Raw genomic sequence first — 16,696 nt, forward strand, 5'->3', positions numbered from 1 at the left:
TTTGCGACGGAAAAACGTCAAACCGGCGCTCCGGCCTTGATACAAGCCTTACACCAAGGGTTTGCGCGAAGGTGCGCCTATGCGTTAGTGTGTCGGTCCCGGCGCCTCAGAGTGGCGCCGGTTCCATGATTACCATACGGGAAGTGCTATGAACAAACAGGAACTGATTGATGCAGTCGCCGCAGCGACGGGCGAAAGCAAAGCGGCAACCGGCCAGACCATCGACGCGATCGTCGAGGCAGTGACCAAGGCCGTGGTGGGCGGCGATACGGTGCAACTGGTCGGTTTCGGTTCGTTCTCGACCGGCGCGCGCGCAGCACGCGTGGGCCGCAATCCGTCGACGGGCGAAGAAATCCAGATCGCCGCGGCCAAGACGGTGAAGTTCACCGCGGGCAAGGCGTTCAAGGAAGCCGTCAACGCGTCGTAAGCAACGCGCTTCACGCCGGAGCATTCGCGGTGCGCTTTGCAGCTTCCTGTGAGGCGCACGCGTGAATGATGCGATAGGCGTGAGGTTCACGCGCTGCCCAACCCGGCCAGGCGGTTTGCCCTGGCAACTGGCGCGGCGCGTGTGCCTGGCTCCTTGGGCCAGGCGTTCTCCTCCTCGATCGGCCCCGAGCGGGTCGCGAGTGGAGCCATCGCCGAACCGCGCTCGCGCGGTTCGTGCGTTGCGCTGTCAGCCAGCGCGGCGCTTGCGGGTTGCCTCGGCGAGGGTGGCGAGCACCGGCTCGGTCTGCGCCCAGCTCACGCAGGCATCCGTGATCGACACGCCGTAGCGCAACGGCACACCGGCCTTCAGATCCTGACGGCCTTCTTCCAGATGACTTTCGAGCATCACACCGATGATGCGGCCTTCGCGCGCCGACAGTTGCCGCGCGATATCGTCCGCGACCTCAATTTGCCGCAGATGCGACTTGTTCGAATTCGCATGCGAGCAGTCGATCATCACCTGTTCGCGCAGACCCGCTGAACGCAGCGCTTCACAGGTCGCCTGCACCGACGCGCTGTCGTAGTTCGGTCCTTTCTTGCCGCCGCGCAGGATCACGTGCGCGTCGTCGTTGCCGCGCGTTTCGAAGATCGCGGCCATGCCCATTTTCGTCATGCCCATGAACGCGTGGCTCGCACGCGCCGCGACGATCGCGTCGGCGGCGATCTGCACGCCGCCGTCGGTGCCGTTCTTGAAACCGATCGGGCAGCTCAGTCCCGACGCGAGCTGACGATGACTCTGGCTCTCGGTCGTACGCGCGCCGATCGCACCCCACGCGATCAGATCGGCGATGTATTGCGGGCTCAGCAGATCGAGGAATTCGGTCGCGGTGGCGAGACCCAGACCGTTGATATCGAGCAGCAACTGCCGCGCGCGACGCAGCCCTTCGTTGATGCGGAAGCTGCCGTCCAGACGCGGATCGTTGATATAGCCTTTCCAGCCCACGGTCGTGCGCGGCTTCTCGAAGTACACGCGCATCACGATCAGCAGATCGTCGCGGTGGTGATCGGCGGCGGCCTTCAGCTTGCGCGCGTATTCGATCCCCTGGTCGTGGTCGTGAATCGAACAGGGCCCGACGATCATCACGAGCCGGTCGTCGCGGCCGTGCAGAATGTCGGCGATTTCGACGCGAGTCTTCTCGACCAGCGTCTGCACCGCGGGCGGCACCGGCAGTTCGTCCTGCAGCAGCGCCGGCGAAATCAGCGGACGGACCGCGCCGATGCGCACATCGTCGATGCGCGTGGTGTCCTGGGTGGCGTCGGCCGAACCGACTTCCTGATCATGCAGGGGATTGTCGAGGGCGCTCAAGATGTTCTCCGCAATCGGTTGATGAGGCGGTCTTGCCGCCTGACTATGCGAGCGCCGCCGCGACGTGGGCGCGCGGGCGCTGCGTGGGTTTGACGTGGACCGTGCGGGCGGGCTGGCTGCGTGCCTCGGGCGAGGTTCGGCGCAAGGTGTTGCGTCCGGCTTGACGCGACGCCGCCGCGACCGCGCACGGATGCGCTGGCGCGATTATGACACTCGTGCCGGCCTGGCGGCAGGCGGATTCAGAGCTTCTTTATCAACGCCATCGCGGCGGCCGGATTGCGCTCCTTGAAGCCGCTGATCACATACAGATAGACGTCGCGCTTCGCTGCTTTCGCGGGCGGCTCGGCGCAGGTTTCCAGATCGTCCGGTGTAGTGCCCGCGGCGAGTTGGCGCACGCGTTCGGCCCATGCGTCGAGCTCCTTCGTCGAATAACCCTTGGCTTGCTTGTCGCTCGTGCCCATGATGCGCGCGTACACGAATGGCGCGGTGATGTCGGCGATCTGCGGATACTCGCTGTCGGCCGCGAGCACGACCGCGACCTTGTACTTGCGCGCCAGCGTGATGAACTCCGGGGTCCTGAACGAATCGTGACGAACCTCGACCGCATGCCGCAGCTTCTGTCCTTCGATGCTCGCGGGCAGCAGCTTCAGAAAGGACTCGAAATCGTCGGCGTCGAATTTCTTGGTCGGCGCGAACTGCCAGTTGATCGGTCCGAGCTTCTGTTTGAGCAACAGCACGCCGCTTGCGAAGAAGCGCTCGATCGTGTCGCCGGCATCGGCCAACACCTTGCGGTTGGTCGCGTAGCGCGGCGCCTTCAGGGAGAAGACGAAATCGTCGGGGGTTTCCTGAAACCACTTTTCGTAGCTGGCCGGTTTCTGCAAACCATAGAACGTGCCGTTGATTTCGATCGAGGTCAGATGCCGGCTCGCATATTCGAGTTCGCGGCTTTGCGCGAGGTCTTCCGGATAAAACGGGCCGCGCCACGGCGCGTACGTCCAGCCGCCGATGCCGATGCGAATGCGTGCGGCGGACGCGGACTTTGACGGCGCTTCGGTTGATTTTTTCGTTGGCGCTTTCTTTGTGGCTTTCGGCTTGTCGCCGAGTTCTTCGCCGGACTTGTCGCTTTGCTTGCTGCTTTCCTTCGCGCTTTTCGCTGCGGGCACTTGGGCTCTCCTTCGGGCTGCGGCGGGAAAGCTCGTAGATTAGCCGCTTTTTTCGCGGCGCGCGGCGCTGGCTTCGTCAAAGCGCCGGCTCGCCGCCGCCACTTCCACGCGAAAACGCTGCAATGCACTAAGCGCAAGATCGGGGGGCGTCAGCGCGGCCCACAGCACGTCGATCAGCTGATCGGCGGTGGCCTCGATATCGATCTGCCGGTTCGCGAGCGTCGCGTCCCACAGCACGTGTTCCATCGGGCCGAACACCATCGAGCGCAACAGTCGCAGCGGCATGTCGGCGCGGATTTCGCCGCTTTGCTGGCCTTGCGCGAGCACGCGCATCAACGGCGCGGTGTAGCGGCGCTGCAACTCGGTCAGCGCTTCGCTGAGTTCGTGATGCCGCGCGCGACCTTCGGACAGCACGAGTGCGCACAGGTCGGTGCCGTTCACGAGCATCAGCCGCAGATGCATGCGCACGATGAACGCGAACTGCTGCCGCACGTCGCCGTCGCGCGGCAGGCCCGCTTCGATCGCGTCGATGATCTCGTCGTACCAGTCGCCGATGACCCGGGCGCATAGCTCGCGCTTGCCGCGAAAGTAGCTGAACACCGTCGCCTCGGAAATGCCGAGGCGCTGCGCGATTTCCGCGGTCGTCGCGCGCTCGTAGCCCTTTTCGGAAAACACGTCGCGCCCCGCCTGAAGGATCTCCTTCACGCGCTGCTGCGACTTGCGCCCGGCCGGCTGGCGACGCGAGAATGCGGCCTTCTCGGCAACCGTCATATGAGTCAGATTCAGATTATCGATGCAGATTGGGAGAAAAACTGGCGTTTGAGTGCCGCGTATTTGCCCGATGACTGCGATCCTATCACCGAATCGACTGTCTGGAGCGGCCTTGCGAATTTTCTGAGTAACACTCAAAAATACCTATTGACGCTTACGTCAATCTGGCGTGAAATGCGCGATGACATGCTCTCGCGTGCCGCTTCGCGTTCCGTCAGCGGCCGCCCACGAACTCAGGAGACACCGCAATGCCCAATCTGCCCGGTTTGCAGTTCCCGCTCGGCGAAGAGATCGAAATGCTGCGCGACAGCATTGCGTCGTTCGCCGCCAAAGAAATCGCGCCGCGCGCCGGAGAAATCGATCGCACCGATCAATTTCCGATGGACTTGTGGCGCAAGTTCGGCGACCTCGGCGTGCTCGGCATGACGGTTTCCGAAGAGTACGGCGGCGCGAACATGGGCTACACCGCGCACATGGTCGCGATGGAGGAAATCTCGCGTGCGTCGGCCTCGGTCGGCCTGTCGTACGGCGCGCATTCGAACCTGTGCGTGAACCAGATTCATCGCAACGGCACCGAAGCGCAGAAGCGCAAGTATCTACCGAAGCTCGTATCGGGCGAGCACGTCGGCGCGCTCGCGATGAGCGAGCCGAACGCAGGCTCGGACGTGGTCAGCATGAAGCTGCGCGCCGAGAAGAAGGGTGATCGCTACGTGCTGAACGGCACCAAGATGTGGATCACCAACGGCCCCGACTGCGACACGCTAGTCGTCTATGCGAAGACCGATCCCGAAGCGAATTCGCGCGGCATTACCGCGTTCATCGTCGAGAAGGGCATGAAGGGTTTCTCGGTCGCGCAGAAGCTCGACAAGCTCGGCATGCGCGGCTCGCACACCGGCGAGCTGGTGTTCCAGGACGTCGAAGTGCCGGAGGAAAACATCCTCGGCGAGCTGAACGGCGGCGTCAAAGTGCTGATGAGCGGTCTCGACTACGAACGCGCGGTGCTCGCGGGCGGCCCGACCGGCATCATGGTCGCGGTAATGGACGCGGTGGTGCCGTATATCCACGACCGCAAGCAGTTCGGCCAGTCGATCGGCGAGTTCCAGCTGATCCAGGGCAAGGTCGCCGATCTGTACACGACCTTGCAGGCATGCCGCGCGTATCTGTACGCGGTGGGCCGCCAACTCGACACGCTCGGCAACGACCACGTGCGCCAGGTACGCAAGGACTGCGCGGGCGTGATCCTGTACACGGCGGAGAAAGCCACGTGGATGGCTGGCGAGGCGATTCAGATTCTCGGCGGCAATGGCTATATCAACGAGTATCCGGTCGGGCGCCTGTGGCGCGATGCGAAGCTCTATGAAATCGGCGCGGGCACGAGCGAGATCCGCCGCATGCTGATCGGCCGGGAGCTGTTCGCCGAAACGCTGTGATGCAAAACGAACGGCCCTCTGGAGAAGCCACGTCATGCCGATCATCGAATCAAAACTGAACCCCCGCTCGGACGACTTCCGCGCGAACGCGGCGGCGCTCGAAGCGCTGGTCGCCGATCTGCGCGCGAAGATCGAGCAGCTCGCGCAGGGCGGCGGCCAGGCCGCGCGCGACAAGCACACGGGCCGAGGCAAGCTGCTGCCGCGCGACCGGATCGCATACCTGCTCGATCCGGGCACGCCGTTTCTCGAACTGTCGCAACTGGCCGCGTACGGCATGTACAACGACGACGCGCCGGGCGCGGGCCTGATCACCGGCATCGGCCGCATCGCGGGGCAGGAGTGCATGATCGTCTGCAACGACGCGACCGTGAAGGGCGGCACCTACTATCCGGTCACGGTCAAGAAGCACGTGCGCGCGCAGGAAATCGCCGGCGAGAACCGCTTGCCGTGCGTGTACCTCGTCGACTCGGGCGGCGCGAATCTGCCGAATCAGGACGACGTGTTTCCCGATCGCGACCACTTCGGCCGCATCTTCTACAACCAGGCGAATCTGTCGGCGGCGGGCATTCCGCAGATCGCGGTCGTGATGGGCTCGTGCACCGCGGGCGGCGCGTATGTGCCGGCGATGAGCGACGAGTCGATCATCGTGAAGAACCAGGGGACGATTTTTCTCGGCGGACCGCCGCTCGTCAAAGCCGCGACCGGCGAAGTGGTCAGCGCCGAAGATCTCGGCGGCGGCGACGTGCATACGCGTCTGTCGGGCGTCGTCGATCATCTCGCGCAGAACGATGCGCATGCGCTCGGGATCGCGCGCAGCATCGTCGGCAATCTGAACCGCGTTAAACCGACGCCGCTCGCGTTGCAGGAGCCGAAGCCGCCGCGCTACGACACGCACAGCATCTACGGCGTGATTCCGGTCGATACCCGCAAGCCGTTCGATATCCGCGAGGTGATCGCGCGCATCGTCGACGATTCCGCGTTCGACGAATTCAAGGCGCGCTACGGCACGACGCTCGTGACGGGCTTCGCGCATATCTGGGGGCATCCGGTCGGCATCGTCGCGAACAACGGCATTCTGTTTTCGGAGTCGGCGTTAAAGGGCACGCACTTCATCGAGCTGTGCTGCCAGCGCAAGATTCCGCTCGTGTTCCTGCAGAACATCACCGGCTTCATGGTTGGCCGCAAGTACGAAAACGAAGGCATCGCGCGAAACGGCGCGAAGATGGTGACGGCCGTCGCGACCGCTAAGGTGCCGAAGTTCACGGTGATCATCGGCGGCTCGTTCGGCGCGGGCAACTATGGCATGTGCGGCCGCGCGTATTCGCCGCGCTTTCTGTGGATGTGGCCGAACGCCCGCATTTCGGTTATGGGCGGCGAGCAGGCGGCGTCGGTGCTCGCCACGGTCAAGCGCGACGGCATCGAAGCGAAGGGCGGCAGCTGGAGCGCGGAGGAAGAAGAGGCGTTCAAGCAGCCGATCCGCGAGCAATACGAGCATCAGGGCCATCCGTACTATGCGAGCGCGCGGCTGTGGGACGACGGCGTGATCGACCCGGCGCAAACCCGCGACGTGCTCGGCCTCGGCCTGTCGGCGGCGATGAATGCGCCGATCGAAGACACGCGCTTCGGCGTGTTCAGAATGTGATGGCGCGCGGCGCCGCGCTGCGAGAAAGCCAGCCAAAGGAGTGCTACGCATGCAATACGAAACGCTGAAGGTCGAGGTTGCCGGCCAGATCGCGACGGTCACGCTCAATCGTCCGGACGTGCGCAACGCGTTCAACGAAACGATGATCGCCGAGCTGACCGCCGCATTCACCGCGCTCGACACGCGCGACGACGTGCGCGCGGTCGTGCTCGCCGCGAACGGCAAGGCGTTCTGCGCGGGCGCCGACCTGAACTGGATGAAGAAAATGTCCGGGTACTCGGACGACGAGAATCGCGCCGACGCGATGCGTCTCGCGGGCATGCTGTCGGCGGTATATCGCTGCAACAAGCCGGTGATCGCGCGCGTGAATGGCGACGCGTACGCGGGCGGCATGGGCCTGATAGCCGCATGCGACGTCGTCGTCGCGGTGGACAGCGCGCACTTCTGCCTGTCCGAAGCGCGGCTCGGGCTGATTCCCGCGACGATCGCGCCGTATGTGATTCGCGCGCTCGGCGAGCAGGCGTCGCGGCGCTACTTCGTCACCGCCGAAGCGTTCGACTGCGCGACCGCGTTGCGGCTGGGTCTCGTCAGCGAAGCGGTCTCCAGTGCCGAGCAGCTCGACGCAACGGTCGCGCAGCTCGCGCAGACGCTGTGCGCGAACGGCCCGCAAGCGGTGCGCGCCTGCAAGCGGCTCGTGCAGGACATCGCAGGCCGCGAATTGAGCGACGCGCTGATCGAAGACACGGCAGTGCGGATTGCGAAGACGCGAGCCGGCGCCGAAGGCCGCGAGGGCGTCGCGTCGTTCCTCGAAAAGCGCACGCCGGGCTGGCGCAACTGACGTGCCCCGCTGACAACAACCGCCCCGTACCGCCTATTTCATCGAGACACTCATGTTCAACAAGATCCTGATCGCCAACCGGGGTGAGATTGCATGCCGCGTCGCGGCGAGCTGCAAGCGGCTCGGCATCGCGAGCGTGGCCGTCTATTCGGACGCCGATGCCAACGCGAAACACGTCGCCGCCTGCGACGAAGCGGTGCACATTGGCGGCTCGACGGCGGCGCAAAGCTATCTGCGCATCGAACGCATCATCGAAGCCGCGCGCGCGACCGGCGCGCAGGCCATACACCCGGGCTACGGCTTCCTTTCCGAAAACGAAGACTTCGCGCATGCGTGCGAGGAAGCCGGCATCGTCTTTATCGGACCGCCGGTCGAAGCGATTGCCGCGATGGGCTCGAAGGCCGCCGCGAAGGCGCTGATGCACGCGGCCGCGGTGCCGCTCGTGCCCGGCTATCACGGCGATGACCAGCAGCCGCAGTTGTTGCAGGGCGAGGCCGATGCGATCGGTTACCCGGTGCTGCTGAAAGCGAGCGCGGGCGGCGGCGGCAAGGGCATGCGCGTGGTCGAGCGCAGCGCGGACTTCGCGGCCGCGCTGCTGTCGTGCAAGCGCGAGGCGGCCAGCAGCTTCGGCAACGATCGCGTGCTGATCGAGAAGTATCTGACCAGGCCGCGGCACGTCGAAGTCCAGGTGTTCGCCGATCGGCACGGCGGCGCCGTTTATCTGTTCGACCGCGACTGCTCGGTGCAGCGGCGGCATCAGAAAGTGCTCGAGGAAGCGCCGGCGCCGGGGCTGTCGGCCGAGGTCAAACGCGCGATGGGCGAAGCGGCCGTGGCCGCCGCGCGCGCGGTGAATTACGTCGGCGCGGGTACGGTCGAGTTCATCATGACGCCGACCGGCGAGTTCTATTTCATGGAGATGAACACGCGGCTGCAGGTCGAGCATCCGGTTACCGAGATGGTGACGGGGCAGGACCTCGTCGAATGGCAACTGCGCGTTGCCGCGGGCGAGGCACTGCCGCTCACGCAGCAGCAGTTGAAGCTCGACGGCCACGCAATCGAGGCGCGCATCTACGCCGAGCATCCGGCCCGCGGTTTCCTGCCGTCCACCGGCATGCTCAAGCATCTGCGCATGCCCGAAGGCGTCGAGTTCGCGATCGACGCGGCCGGCTTAGGCGCGGCCGGACTCGGCGAGCCGGGACGCAAGGCGCCGGTGCGCATCGACAGCGGCGTGCGCGAGGGCGACACGATCACGCCGTTCTACGATCCGATGATCGCCAAGCTGATCGTTCACGGTGCGACGCGCGAGGAGGCGTTGGCGCGGCTCGCACGCGCGCTGCATGCGTGCGAGGTGGTCGGGCCGCATACGAACGTCGAGTTTCTGCGGCGCATCGTTGCGAGCGAACCGTTCGCGAGCGGCGATCTCGACACCGGTTTGATCGAGCGTCATCACGAGGCGCTGTTCGCGCCGGCACAGAAGCCGTTCAAGGAAGCGCTCGCGCTCGCGTGCGCCGCGCTGCTGACGCGCGAGGGCGGCACCGCGCACGGCGCATCGCCGTGGGACGCGCTGTCGCACTGGCGGCTCAATAGCGGTTACACGCAAACGCTCGGCTGGCGCGTGATCGACGACCGCGCCAACGACGACAGCCCCGAGTCGTTCACGGTCGTTTTCGCGCGCAACGGGGACCCGCAAGCGCTCGTGCAAACCCTCGAACACGACGGCGTGCGCGAGGACTTCAGCTGGTCGGTCGGCGCGGGCGCCCACGAATTCCGCGCGACGATCGGCGATGCGCGCGTGACGGGGCGCGTATTTGTCGACGGCGACAGGTTCCACGTGTTCTGCCACGGCGAGACGCTCGCATTCGAATGGCAGAACCTGCTCGCGCATGCTGCGGATGCCGAGCACGGCGAAGGCCGTCTGACCGCGCCGATGCCGGGCAAGGTGATCGCGGTGCTGGTCGAACCGGGCGCGGTGGTCGAGAAGGGCGCGCCGCTGATCGTGATGGAAGCGATGAAGATGGAGCATACGATCGGCGCGCCGGCGGCCGGCACCGTCGCCGAGGTGCTGTATGCGGTCGGTGATCAGGTCACCGACGGCGCGCAGCTGCTGGTGCTGGATGTGCAGCAGGCGGGTGGATGAGCGCGCCGAGTGGAGGATGAGGACGGCGTGAATCAGGCGAGCCGCGCGTAGCCCGCGGCGCGCGCCTCGCTTTCGAGCTCGCCGATGCGCGCGTAGTCGGTTAGCGGCAGCGCCGAAAAACCTCTCAAACGCAGGCGTCTCGCTCGCTCGGGGCGGATGCTCAGCGTCTCGTTCAATGCGTCGCGCAGCGCGGCGATCGTGGCCGGCGGCACATTGGCCGCGGCGATCAGCGGCAAGCCCGGCGACGCGGCGGTCATGCCGATCGCGCGCACGCGCCGCGCCAGTTCGGGCAGCACATCGCCAACGAAGGCGAAGGTCACGCAGTCGATCGCGGCGACGTCCGCGCGATCGTCCGCGACCGCGCGCAGCGAGCCAAGATGCGAGCCCGTACGCAGCACGGAGCCGAAGAACATGCCGGCGCGAGCGAGCGGCGCGACCGCGTGGCGAAACGCGTTCATGCCGCTGTTCGAATCGTCCTGGTTGTAGGCGGCGCGCGCGCCGCGGCACGAGGCGAGTGAGTCGAAGCGCGCGTCGGCGCGCGTGACCAGTACGCTCGAGTAATGCGCGCCGTCGCAGCCCGGCGCATCGAAGCAGGGTGTCGCGACCAATTGCACCTGCGCGTGAAGCCCGTGCATCAGCGGATAACCGCAGGTCTGCGAGATCAGCAGGTTCGGGCGCCGCCAGAAGCCGTGCAATTCCTCGTCCGGTTCGACGATGCGGCACGCGGGCTTGACCCGGTGCAGCACGTCGTCGAGCCACTCGCGCCATTCGAGGTCGAGCGCGGGCGTCACGTTGTACATCGGCAGGGCGGCGATCCAGCTCATGAAGGGCGTTTCTCGCACGCCTAATGTCTGACCAATTTGAAATCGTCCAGACCGAGCCGCACCGGCTCGCTCGGCGTGTACTGCCAGCGCTGCGCGGCGACCGAGAGGATCTCGTCCTGCGCATCCTCGAACGCGGCCAGCAGGTCCTCCTTGCGACGGCTCTCGGCGCCGCAGAACTCGACCAGCGCGTCGGCGCTGACTTCAAAAACCTGCGCGCGATCGTCGCAGCACACCCGGAACGCGACCGTCGCGCATTCCGTCACACAGGGCCGAAACCCCTCATCGACATAGACCGACATGGCGAACTCCTTCCAACGCCTGAATCGACAGGATGACAAACCGCGCCTGCCAGGTATGTGGGAGAACCGGCATTGACGGCCAAATGCCCGGCGCCGCGGCAGGCGCGACGGTCCGGAAACTGGCGGAAAGTAAGCCAGAAACTGGCGGCGGACTCGTTCAAGCCCGAGCCAGGGCCGCGGCGCGAACCGTGGCCGGAGGGAAGGCCGCGGCGATTCGCTCGCCATCGGTCCTGCCTCGTGGTGGGCCGCCGCGAGTCGGAATCACGGCGGGCACTGCTCAAAAGACGCTTAAATCGGGCGCTCCAATCCAACGTTGAAATCGGCGCGCGAACTGCTCGCGCCGGTCTCGGACTGTCTTTGGGATTTTCCCACCAACCTCGCGGTGTAGATCCGCGTAGGTATCCACTTTACGATTAGCGCGCGTTTTGTGCAGGCGATGAGTCCGGCGCGGCCCGCTGGGTTACGTGAGCGCCTGAGAAATTGAGCCGGCGGATCAGCGGACCCAAGGTCGTCGCTTGAATCAGCAGGCTGAACACGACGACCAGATACGTGACGCCGATGAACATTTCGCGTCCGTGAAACTCGGGCAGCGACAGCGCGAGCGCAATCGAGATGCCGCCGCGCAGTCCGCCCCACGTCAGCACGACAGCCGAATGCGGACTGAGCCGCCGGAACTTCTGCAGTGCGAGCAGCGGAATCGCGACGCTGACGCCGCGCGCGAACAGCACGACCGGAATCGCCGCGAGCCCAAGCCAAACGATCTCGAAGCGCAGCGACAGCGCAATGATTTCGAGTCCGATCAGCCCGAACAGCACGAGATTGAGCAACTCGTCGAGCAGGTCCCAGAAGTTGAACAGATGCTCGCGCGTCTTCTCCGACATCGATGTCGACGCGCCGTGATTGCCGATCACGAGCCCCATGATCACGACCGCCAGAGGCGCCGACACGTGCAGTGCTTCAGCGAGACTATAGCCGCCGGTCGCGAGCGCGAGCGTGATCAGGATCTCGACTGGATAGCTGTCGATGCCTCGCAGCAGCAGCGACGCGCCGAAGCCGAGCGCCGCGCCGAGCACGAGCGCGCCGGCGACTTCGCGCAGCAGATCGAACGCGATCGCGCCCGCGGAAAACTCGTTCGCGCCGGTCGCGAGTCCGACTAGCGTGACGAACGCGACCACGGCCGTGCCGTCGTTGAACAGCGATTCGCCGGTGATCTTGGTTTCGAGGCTTTCGGGCGCCGCCGCCCGCTTGAGCACGCTGAGCACCGCGATCGGATCGGTCGGCGAGATCAGCGCGCCGAACGCGAGGCACCACAGCAGGCTGACCGGTTGGCCGAGCCATTGCGCCGCGTAGTAAAAGCCGAAGCCGACCACCGCGATCGAAATCAATACGCCGATCGTCGCGAGCATCAGCACTGCGCGCCGCTGCGTGCGCATCTTCGACAGATCGACGTGCAGTGCGCCGGCGAACAGCAGCAGGCTTAGCAGGCCGTGAAACACGATGTCGGCGAAATCGATCTGCACGACGATCTTGCGCGCGGCGATCGCCATCGCCGGATAGTAGAAGCCGAGCGCCGAAATGCCGACGCAGACGACGAGCCCGACTGCGGTGATGCCGAGGGTGTCGGGTAACCTGATGAACCGATAGTTGAGGACGCCGAACAGCGCGACGATGGCCAACAGCGCGCCGGCAATCTGGAAGACGCTCATCGTGCATGCTCCCACGTTTCGCGGCGGCGCGAACGCGTGATCATCGTGGCAGCGAGGTAACTTGCGCGAAGAGGCATAAAACCGGCAGGCAGAGAAAGCCGCCACGATTGCGATATTGAAGCAGCGAGATGTTTCACCAGCAATTCCTTATTCAGGCTCATTCAATCCGATAAACGATCTACGGTTTGCAATGACACGATCGTTGCCGCTGGCGATAAAGCGACGTACCGCTACAGACGCCTTATTCAAACTCGACGGACGATGCGATCAGACGCAAAGTACTTTATCGGACCACAAGCGGATGACGGCGAGCCTGTTGGAGCCAGGCTCGCCAGAAGGTGCCGCGATGGGCAATGATAGTGTTCGGACCACTGAAGCGCCGGGCGAGTTCCGGTCTTTATTTTGGGATATAGCTTTTTTATTTCGAGATCTTCCGCACGGCTTGATTCGTCACGATCTATTCAATTTGATCTGAATTGGCATTATCAATTTGTAGTTCGCTTTGTCGTCCGATGACACCCACTATTGGCTATGTGCGACGCCGGAATTGGCATGCCGAAAACAGGGAAAGCCCTAACCGAAAATCGCCGCCAGACAGGGCGTGCCCGTCTCCTCAGCGTCCTGTTGTTTTAATCCCGCTTCCCTGTGCGGGATTTTTTTTGCCTGATTGAATTCGCGGGCGCTCGATAACGCACTGTCACATCGGCACGACAACAGAAAACACAAGAAAAAAGCCTCGAACGCGAAGCGCGATCGAGGCTGCCGAAGGACAGACTCAATGTCTGTCTGGGAAGGTCGATCGGACCCGTGATCGACCTTCCCCAACTATGCGAGTTGTCGGTCGAGCAATTGTGAACAAATGTCTCAGTCGGATGCGCGTAGCATTGATTACCCGCGCTCCTGCATCCGGCGTCGTACATGCAGCCGCCCGGGCGGCTCGAAATATGTGCCGAAGCGCACGAGCCCGGCCCTCTTCAAATGACACGTCATTTCGAAACTGACCAGCACGCCGGGATCATCGTCCTCGAGGATGTCGATGTCGATAGCGCGAATACGTGGTTCGTATTTCAACAGCGTCGCTTCCATCTGCTGCTTCAGCGCGTGCGCCGACGACGGCAATGCCTTGTAGATGTTCGTCATGTCCGGCAGACCGTAGTCGGGCAGGTGCTTCAACGCGCCCGCGCGCGTGTTCAGAATGCGCTGCACGTTCTGCTGCACGCTCAGGCATTCGAGCGTGCGGTCGTCGTAGGCGCCGAGCGGCTCGCCGCCGATCTGGCCGAGCAGCATGTCGTAGAGGGACGGTCCCGCCGGCATCGGGTGGCGCACCGTCAACCGTGCGCTGAATGTTCAGCGACGGCTTCGTCGCGATCGACAATTTCGATCGTCAGATTGCCTTCGGGGGAACTGGTCAGCAAGATCCTGGAGGGCGCTATTCCGCATGCCATGCGCGCGAGCAGTTCGCGCGACACCGTCGGCAGAATGCGCTGATTCAGAAACGCATCGATATTGCGCGCGCCCGATTCGCGCGTGAGACACAGCTCGGCCATCGCATCGATCAGCGCTTCGTCGCAGTTCAGTTCGACGCCGTGCTGGCGGTGTAGACGCTGCGCGATTTTAGTGAGCTTCAGACGCACGATCGAGGCCAGCGCGCTCGCATCGAGAGGGCGATACACGAGCGTCTGGAAGCGCGCGAGCAGCGCCGGTTGAAAGTGGCCGACGAGTTGCGGATGAATCGCGTCGAGCAGCTCGTGGTGCGAGACGCCGGGATTTTCCGCGGTCGTTTCATCGATTTGCGCGCTGCCGAGATTGGACGTCATCAGGACCACGCAGTTGCGAAAGTCGATCTCGCGGCCCTCGCCGTCGCGCATCATGCCGCGATCGAACACCTGATAAAACATATCGAGCACGTCGCCGTGCGCTTTTTCGACTTCGTCCAGCAGCACGACGCAATACGGACGCTGCCGCACCGCCTCGGTCAGAATGCCGCCGCGTCCATAGCCGACGTAGCCGGGCGGCGAGCCCTTCAATTGCGAGACCGTGTGCGACTCCTGATACTCGGACATATTGATCGTCACCAGCGCGGCTTCGCCGCCGAACAGCAGGTCGGCGAGCGCGAGCGCAGTTTCGGTCTTGCCGACGCCCGATGGTCCAGCAAGCAGAAACACGCCGAGCGGCGCATGTTCATTCTTGAGCCCCGCCTTGGCGGTGCGCAGGCTTTCGGACAGGGCGGCGAGCGCATCGTGCTGCGCGACGACGCGTGTAGCGAGCTGCGTTTCCAGCGTCAGCAGGCTTTGCAGTTCGTCTTCGACGAGGCTGCCAACGGGCACGCCGGTCCACTCGGCGACGACGCGTGCGATCGCCTGGGCGTCGACGTCCGCGAAGATCAACGGGGCCTTGCCTTGGGCGGTCGTCAGTGCGCGACGTGCTTGCGCGAACGCGGTGGGATCGCGCGTGACAGCGTCGCTGTCGCGTTGGCGGTGCAGCGCCTGGACGAGTTCGAGTTCCTGTTCGTAACGTGTTTGCAGCGCCGCGAGTTCGGTCTTCGCGTTCGCGAGCGCGGCGTCCAGCGCGCCGCGGCGTGCTTCGCCGTCGTCGATGCCGGCGCGCTCGTCGTCTGCGAGCGTCGCGTGTTCGAGCGCCAGCGCGGCGACCACGGCACGCGCGCGTTGCCACTCGGCCGGCGGTGCGTCGAGGCCCATGCGCACGCGTGCGGCGGCGGTGTCGATCAGATCGACGGCCTTGTCCGGCAACCGCCGTGCTGGTATGTAGCGACGCGACAGCTTGACTGCGGCGACCAGTGCTTCGTCGCGAATGTGCACTTGATGGAACTGCGCGTAGCGGGCTTTCAGGCCGCGTAGCATCAGGCAGGCCGCGTCGTCGTCGGGTTCGTCGACTTTGATGATCTGGAAGCGGCGTTCCAGTGCGGCGTCGCGCTCGAAGAACTGCTTGTATTCGGACCACGTGGTCGCCGCGATCATGCGCAATTCGCCGCGCGCGAGCGCGGGCTTCAGCAGGTTCGCGGCGTCGGCGCCGCCCGCGGCGTTGCCGGCGCCGATCAGCGTGTGAGCTTCGTCGATGAACAGCAGGATCGGCACGGGCGAAGCCTGCACCTCGTCGATCACGTTCTTCAGGCGTTGCTCGAATTCGCCTTTCACGCCGGCGCCCGCTTGCAGCAAGCCGAGATCGAGCGTGAGGATGCGCACGTCGCGGATCACGTTCGGCACGCTTCCTTCGACGACTCGCAACGCGAGCCCTTCGACGAGCGCGGTCTTGCCGACACCCGGCTCGCCGACGAGGATCGGATTGTTCTTGCGACGGCGCGCGAGCACGTCGACCATCTGCTGGATCTCGCGGTCGCGCCCGAATACCGGATCGATGTCGCCGCGACGCGCCTTGTCGGTCAGGTCGAGCGCGAAGCGGGCGAGGGCGTCGGCGCTGGCGGGCGTGGTCTCCTTTGTGCGAGAGACGATGTTCGGCGCCGAGGCGGTCGCCGAAGGTTGCGGCCGTTCGGGTTGCCGTTCGTCGTCTTCGCTTTCGCTTCCGATTTCGAAGCCACTTTCACACGACCGATGCGCAATTCGCGGCAGCAAACGCTCGATCTGCGCGCTGCTGACGGCAAGCAATGGCCACGCACGCTGCGCGCGCAGTATATGGGGCCCATCGACGATCGCCTGCAGCAGATTCCCGGAGCGGATTCGCGCGTCTTCGCTTCCCGACGACGCGTGAAGCCATGCATCCGCAAGCAGTGCCGCAAGTTGCGGCGACAGCGCGGGCTTGCCGCGCAGATTGCGCGGCAGACGATCGATGGCGCCGAGCAGCGCATCCCATAGCGCGTCGATATCGATCGTGCAATGCCGCAGGACAGCGGGGATGTCGCCGTCGCCCGCTTCGATCAGCTTCAGCAGCCAGTGCTCGACCGTGATCTCGTCAGCCAGCCGCGTCTGGCAAAGGCTCGCGGCCGCTTCGAGCGCCTGCGCGCAGTGTGGGTTCAGTCGGCGCAGCAGTTGAGTGGTGTCCCAAAAGGCGCTTCTTCGGTCGTCGCACAAGGTCATGTCGGCAGTCCGGTCAAGGATGCAGGCGGCAAGCGCGCTATG

General features: G+C 64.7%; 13 protein-coding genes. 5 read left to right on the forward strand and 8 right to left on the reverse strand.

The features are described 5' to 3' along the window. The first annotated feature begins 148 nt into the window (after positions 1 to 148). Complete coding sequence (locus tag AB3X95_RS14795) at positions 149 to 427, forward strand: HU family DNA-binding protein (RefSeq protein ID WP_167039836.1); 279 nt, start codon at positions 149 to 151, stop codon at positions 425 to 427. Between the two features lie 246 nt (positions 428 to 673). Here AB3X95_RS14795 and AB3X95_RS14800 read toward each other — a convergent pair whose 3' ends face one another. From AB3X95_RS14800 to AB3X95_RS14810, 3 genes are all read right to left on the reverse strand, one after another. After that, complete coding sequence (locus AB3X95_RS14800; protein WP_368621696.1) at positions 674 to 1,792, reverse strand: 3-deoxy-7-phosphoheptulonate synthase; 1,119 nt, start codon at positions 1,790 to 1,792, stop codon at positions 674 to 676. A gap of 239 nt (positions 1,793 to 2,031) precedes the next feature. After that, complete coding sequence (locus AB3X95_RS14805; RefSeq protein ID WP_368621697.1) at positions 2,032 to 2,955, reverse strand: DUF72 domain-containing protein; 924 nt, start codon at positions 2,953 to 2,955, stop codon at positions 2,032 to 2,034. Positions 2,956 to 2,994: 39 nt separating this feature from the next. Beyond that, positions 2,995 to 3,726: a TetR/AcrR family transcriptional regulator gene (locus AB3X95_RS14810; protein ID WP_368621698.1), complete on the reverse strand. Its 732-nt coding sequence runs from the start codon at positions 3,724 to 3,726 to the stop codon at positions 2,995 to 2,997. 248 nt (positions 3,727 to 3,974) lie between these two features. On the opposite strand from AB3X95_RS14810, the gene AB3X95_RS14815 reads away from it, so the two are divergent. Genes AB3X95_RS14815 through AB3X95_RS14830 form a run of 4 tightly spaced genes read left to right on the forward strand, consistent with a single transcriptional unit; the run spans position 3,975 to position 9,773 of the window. Then, positions 3,975 to 5,156, forward strand: coding sequence for an isovaleryl-CoA dehydrogenase (locus AB3X95_RS14815; RefSeq protein ID WP_176379419.1), 1,182 nt, complete (start codon positions 3,975 to 3,977; stop codon positions 5,154 to 5,156). 34 nt (positions 5,157 to 5,190) lie between these two features. After that, positions 5,191 to 6,798, forward strand: coding sequence for a carboxyl transferase domain-containing protein (locus AB3X95_RS14820; protein WP_368621699.1), 1,608 nt, complete (start codon positions 5,191 to 5,193; stop codon positions 6,796 to 6,798). A gap of 49 nt (positions 6,799 to 6,847) precedes the next feature. Next, positions 6,848 to 7,636 carry an enoyl-CoA hydratase/isomerase family protein gene (locus AB3X95_RS14825; RefSeq protein ID WP_368621700.1) on the forward strand — a complete coding sequence of 263 codons (789 nt, stop codon included), beginning with the start codon at positions 6,848 to 6,850 and terminating at the stop codon, positions 7,634 to 7,636. Positions 7,637 to 7,688: 52 nt separating this feature from the next. Beyond that, positions 7,689 to 9,773, forward strand: a complete 2,085-nt coding sequence (locus AB3X95_RS14830; protein WP_368621701.1) for a biotin carboxylase N-terminal domain-containing protein — start codon at positions 7,689 to 7,691, stop codon at positions 9,771 to 9,773. Positions 9,774 to 9,805: 32 nt separating this feature from the next. On the opposite strand, the gene AB3X95_RS14835 is transcribed toward AB3X95_RS14830, so the two are convergent. From AB3X95_RS14835 to tssH, 5 genes are all read right to left on the reverse strand, one after another. Next, complete coding sequence (locus tag AB3X95_RS14835; protein ID WP_368621702.1) at positions 9,806 to 10,597, reverse strand: phosphate/phosphite/phosphonate ABC transporter substrate-binding protein; 792 nt, start codon at positions 10,595 to 10,597, stop codon at positions 9,806 to 9,808. A gap of 20 nt (positions 10,598 to 10,617) precedes the next feature. Further along, complete coding sequence (locus tag AB3X95_RS14840) at positions 10,618 to 10,896, reverse strand: DUF1488 family protein (RefSeq protein WP_176365910.1); 279 nt, start codon at positions 10,894 to 10,896, stop codon at positions 10,618 to 10,620. Between the two features lie 413 nt (positions 10,897 to 11,309). Next, positions 11,310 to 12,602 (reverse strand): sodium:proton antiporter, encoded by a 1,293-nt coding sequence (locus AB3X95_RS14845; RefSeq protein ID WP_176365909.1) that lies wholly within the window; start codon positions 12,600 to 12,602, stop codon positions 11,310 to 11,312. 888 nt (positions 12,603 to 13,490) lie between these two features. Continuing rightward, entirely contained in the window at positions 13,491 to 13,916 is a 426-nt protein-coding gene (gene tssE / locus AB3X95_RS14850; RefSeq protein ID WP_176120435.1) for a type VI secretion system baseplate subunit TssE, read from the reverse strand. A gap of 14 nt (positions 13,917 to 13,930) precedes the next feature. After that, positions 13,931 to 16,654: a type VI secretion system ATPase TssH gene (gene tssH / locus AB3X95_RS14855; RefSeq protein WP_368621703.1), complete on the reverse strand. Its 2,724-nt coding sequence runs from the start codon at positions 16,652 to 16,654 to the stop codon at positions 13,931 to 13,933. Positions 16,655 to 16,696: the final 42 nt, after the last annotated feature.

It is taken from the genome of Paraburkholderia sp. BR13444 (genome assembly GCF_040948755.1).
GTDB lineage: Bacteria > Pseudomonadota > Gammaproteobacteria > Burkholderiales > Burkholderiaceae > Paraburkholderia > Paraburkholderia youngii.

Bases quoted from the DNA above. Each gene is read 5' to 3' on its own strand.
- AB3X95_RS14795 (WP_167039836.1), top strand. From the start codon at position 149: ATGAACAAACAGGAACTGATTGATGCAGTCGCCGCAGCGACGGGCGAA.
- AB3X95_RS14810 (WP_368621698.1), bottom strand. From the start codon at position 3,726: ATGACGGTTGCCGAGAAGGCCGCATTCTCGCGTCGCCAGCCGGCCGGG.
- AB3X95_RS14815 (WP_176379419.1), top strand. From the start codon at position 3,975: ATGCCCAATCTGCCCGGTTTGCAGTTCCCGCTCGGCGAAGAGATCGAA.
- AB3X95_RS14820 (WP_368621699.1), top strand. From the start codon at position 5,191: ATGCCGATCATCGAATCAAAACTGAACCCCCGCTCGGACGACTTCCGC.
- AB3X95_RS14825 (WP_368621700.1), top strand. From the start codon at position 6,848: ATGCAATACGAAACGCTGAAGGTCGAGGTTGCCGGCCAGATCGCGACG.
- AB3X95_RS14830 (WP_368621701.1), top strand. From the start codon at position 7,689: ATGTTCAACAAGATCCTGATCGCCAACCGGGGTGAGATTGCATGCCGC.
- AB3X95_RS14835 (WP_368621702.1), bottom strand. From the start codon at position 10,597: ATGAGCTGGATCGCCGCCCTGCCGATGTACAACGTGACGCCCGCGCTC.
- AB3X95_RS14840 (WP_176365910.1), bottom strand. From the start codon at position 10,896: ATGTCGGTCTATGTCGATGAGGGGTTTCGGCCCTGTGTGACGGAATGC.
- AB3X95_RS14845 (WP_176365909.1), bottom strand. From the start codon at position 12,602: ATGAGCGTCTTCCAGATTGCCGGCGCGCTGTTGGCCATCGTCGCGCTG.
- tssE (WP_176120435.1), bottom strand. From the start codon at position 13,916: ATGCCGGCGGGACCGTCCCTCTACGACATGCTGCTCGGCCAGATCGGC.
- tssH (WP_368621703.1), bottom strand. From the start codon at position 16,654: ATGACCTTGTGCGACGACCGAAGAAGCGCCTTTTGGGACACCACTCAA.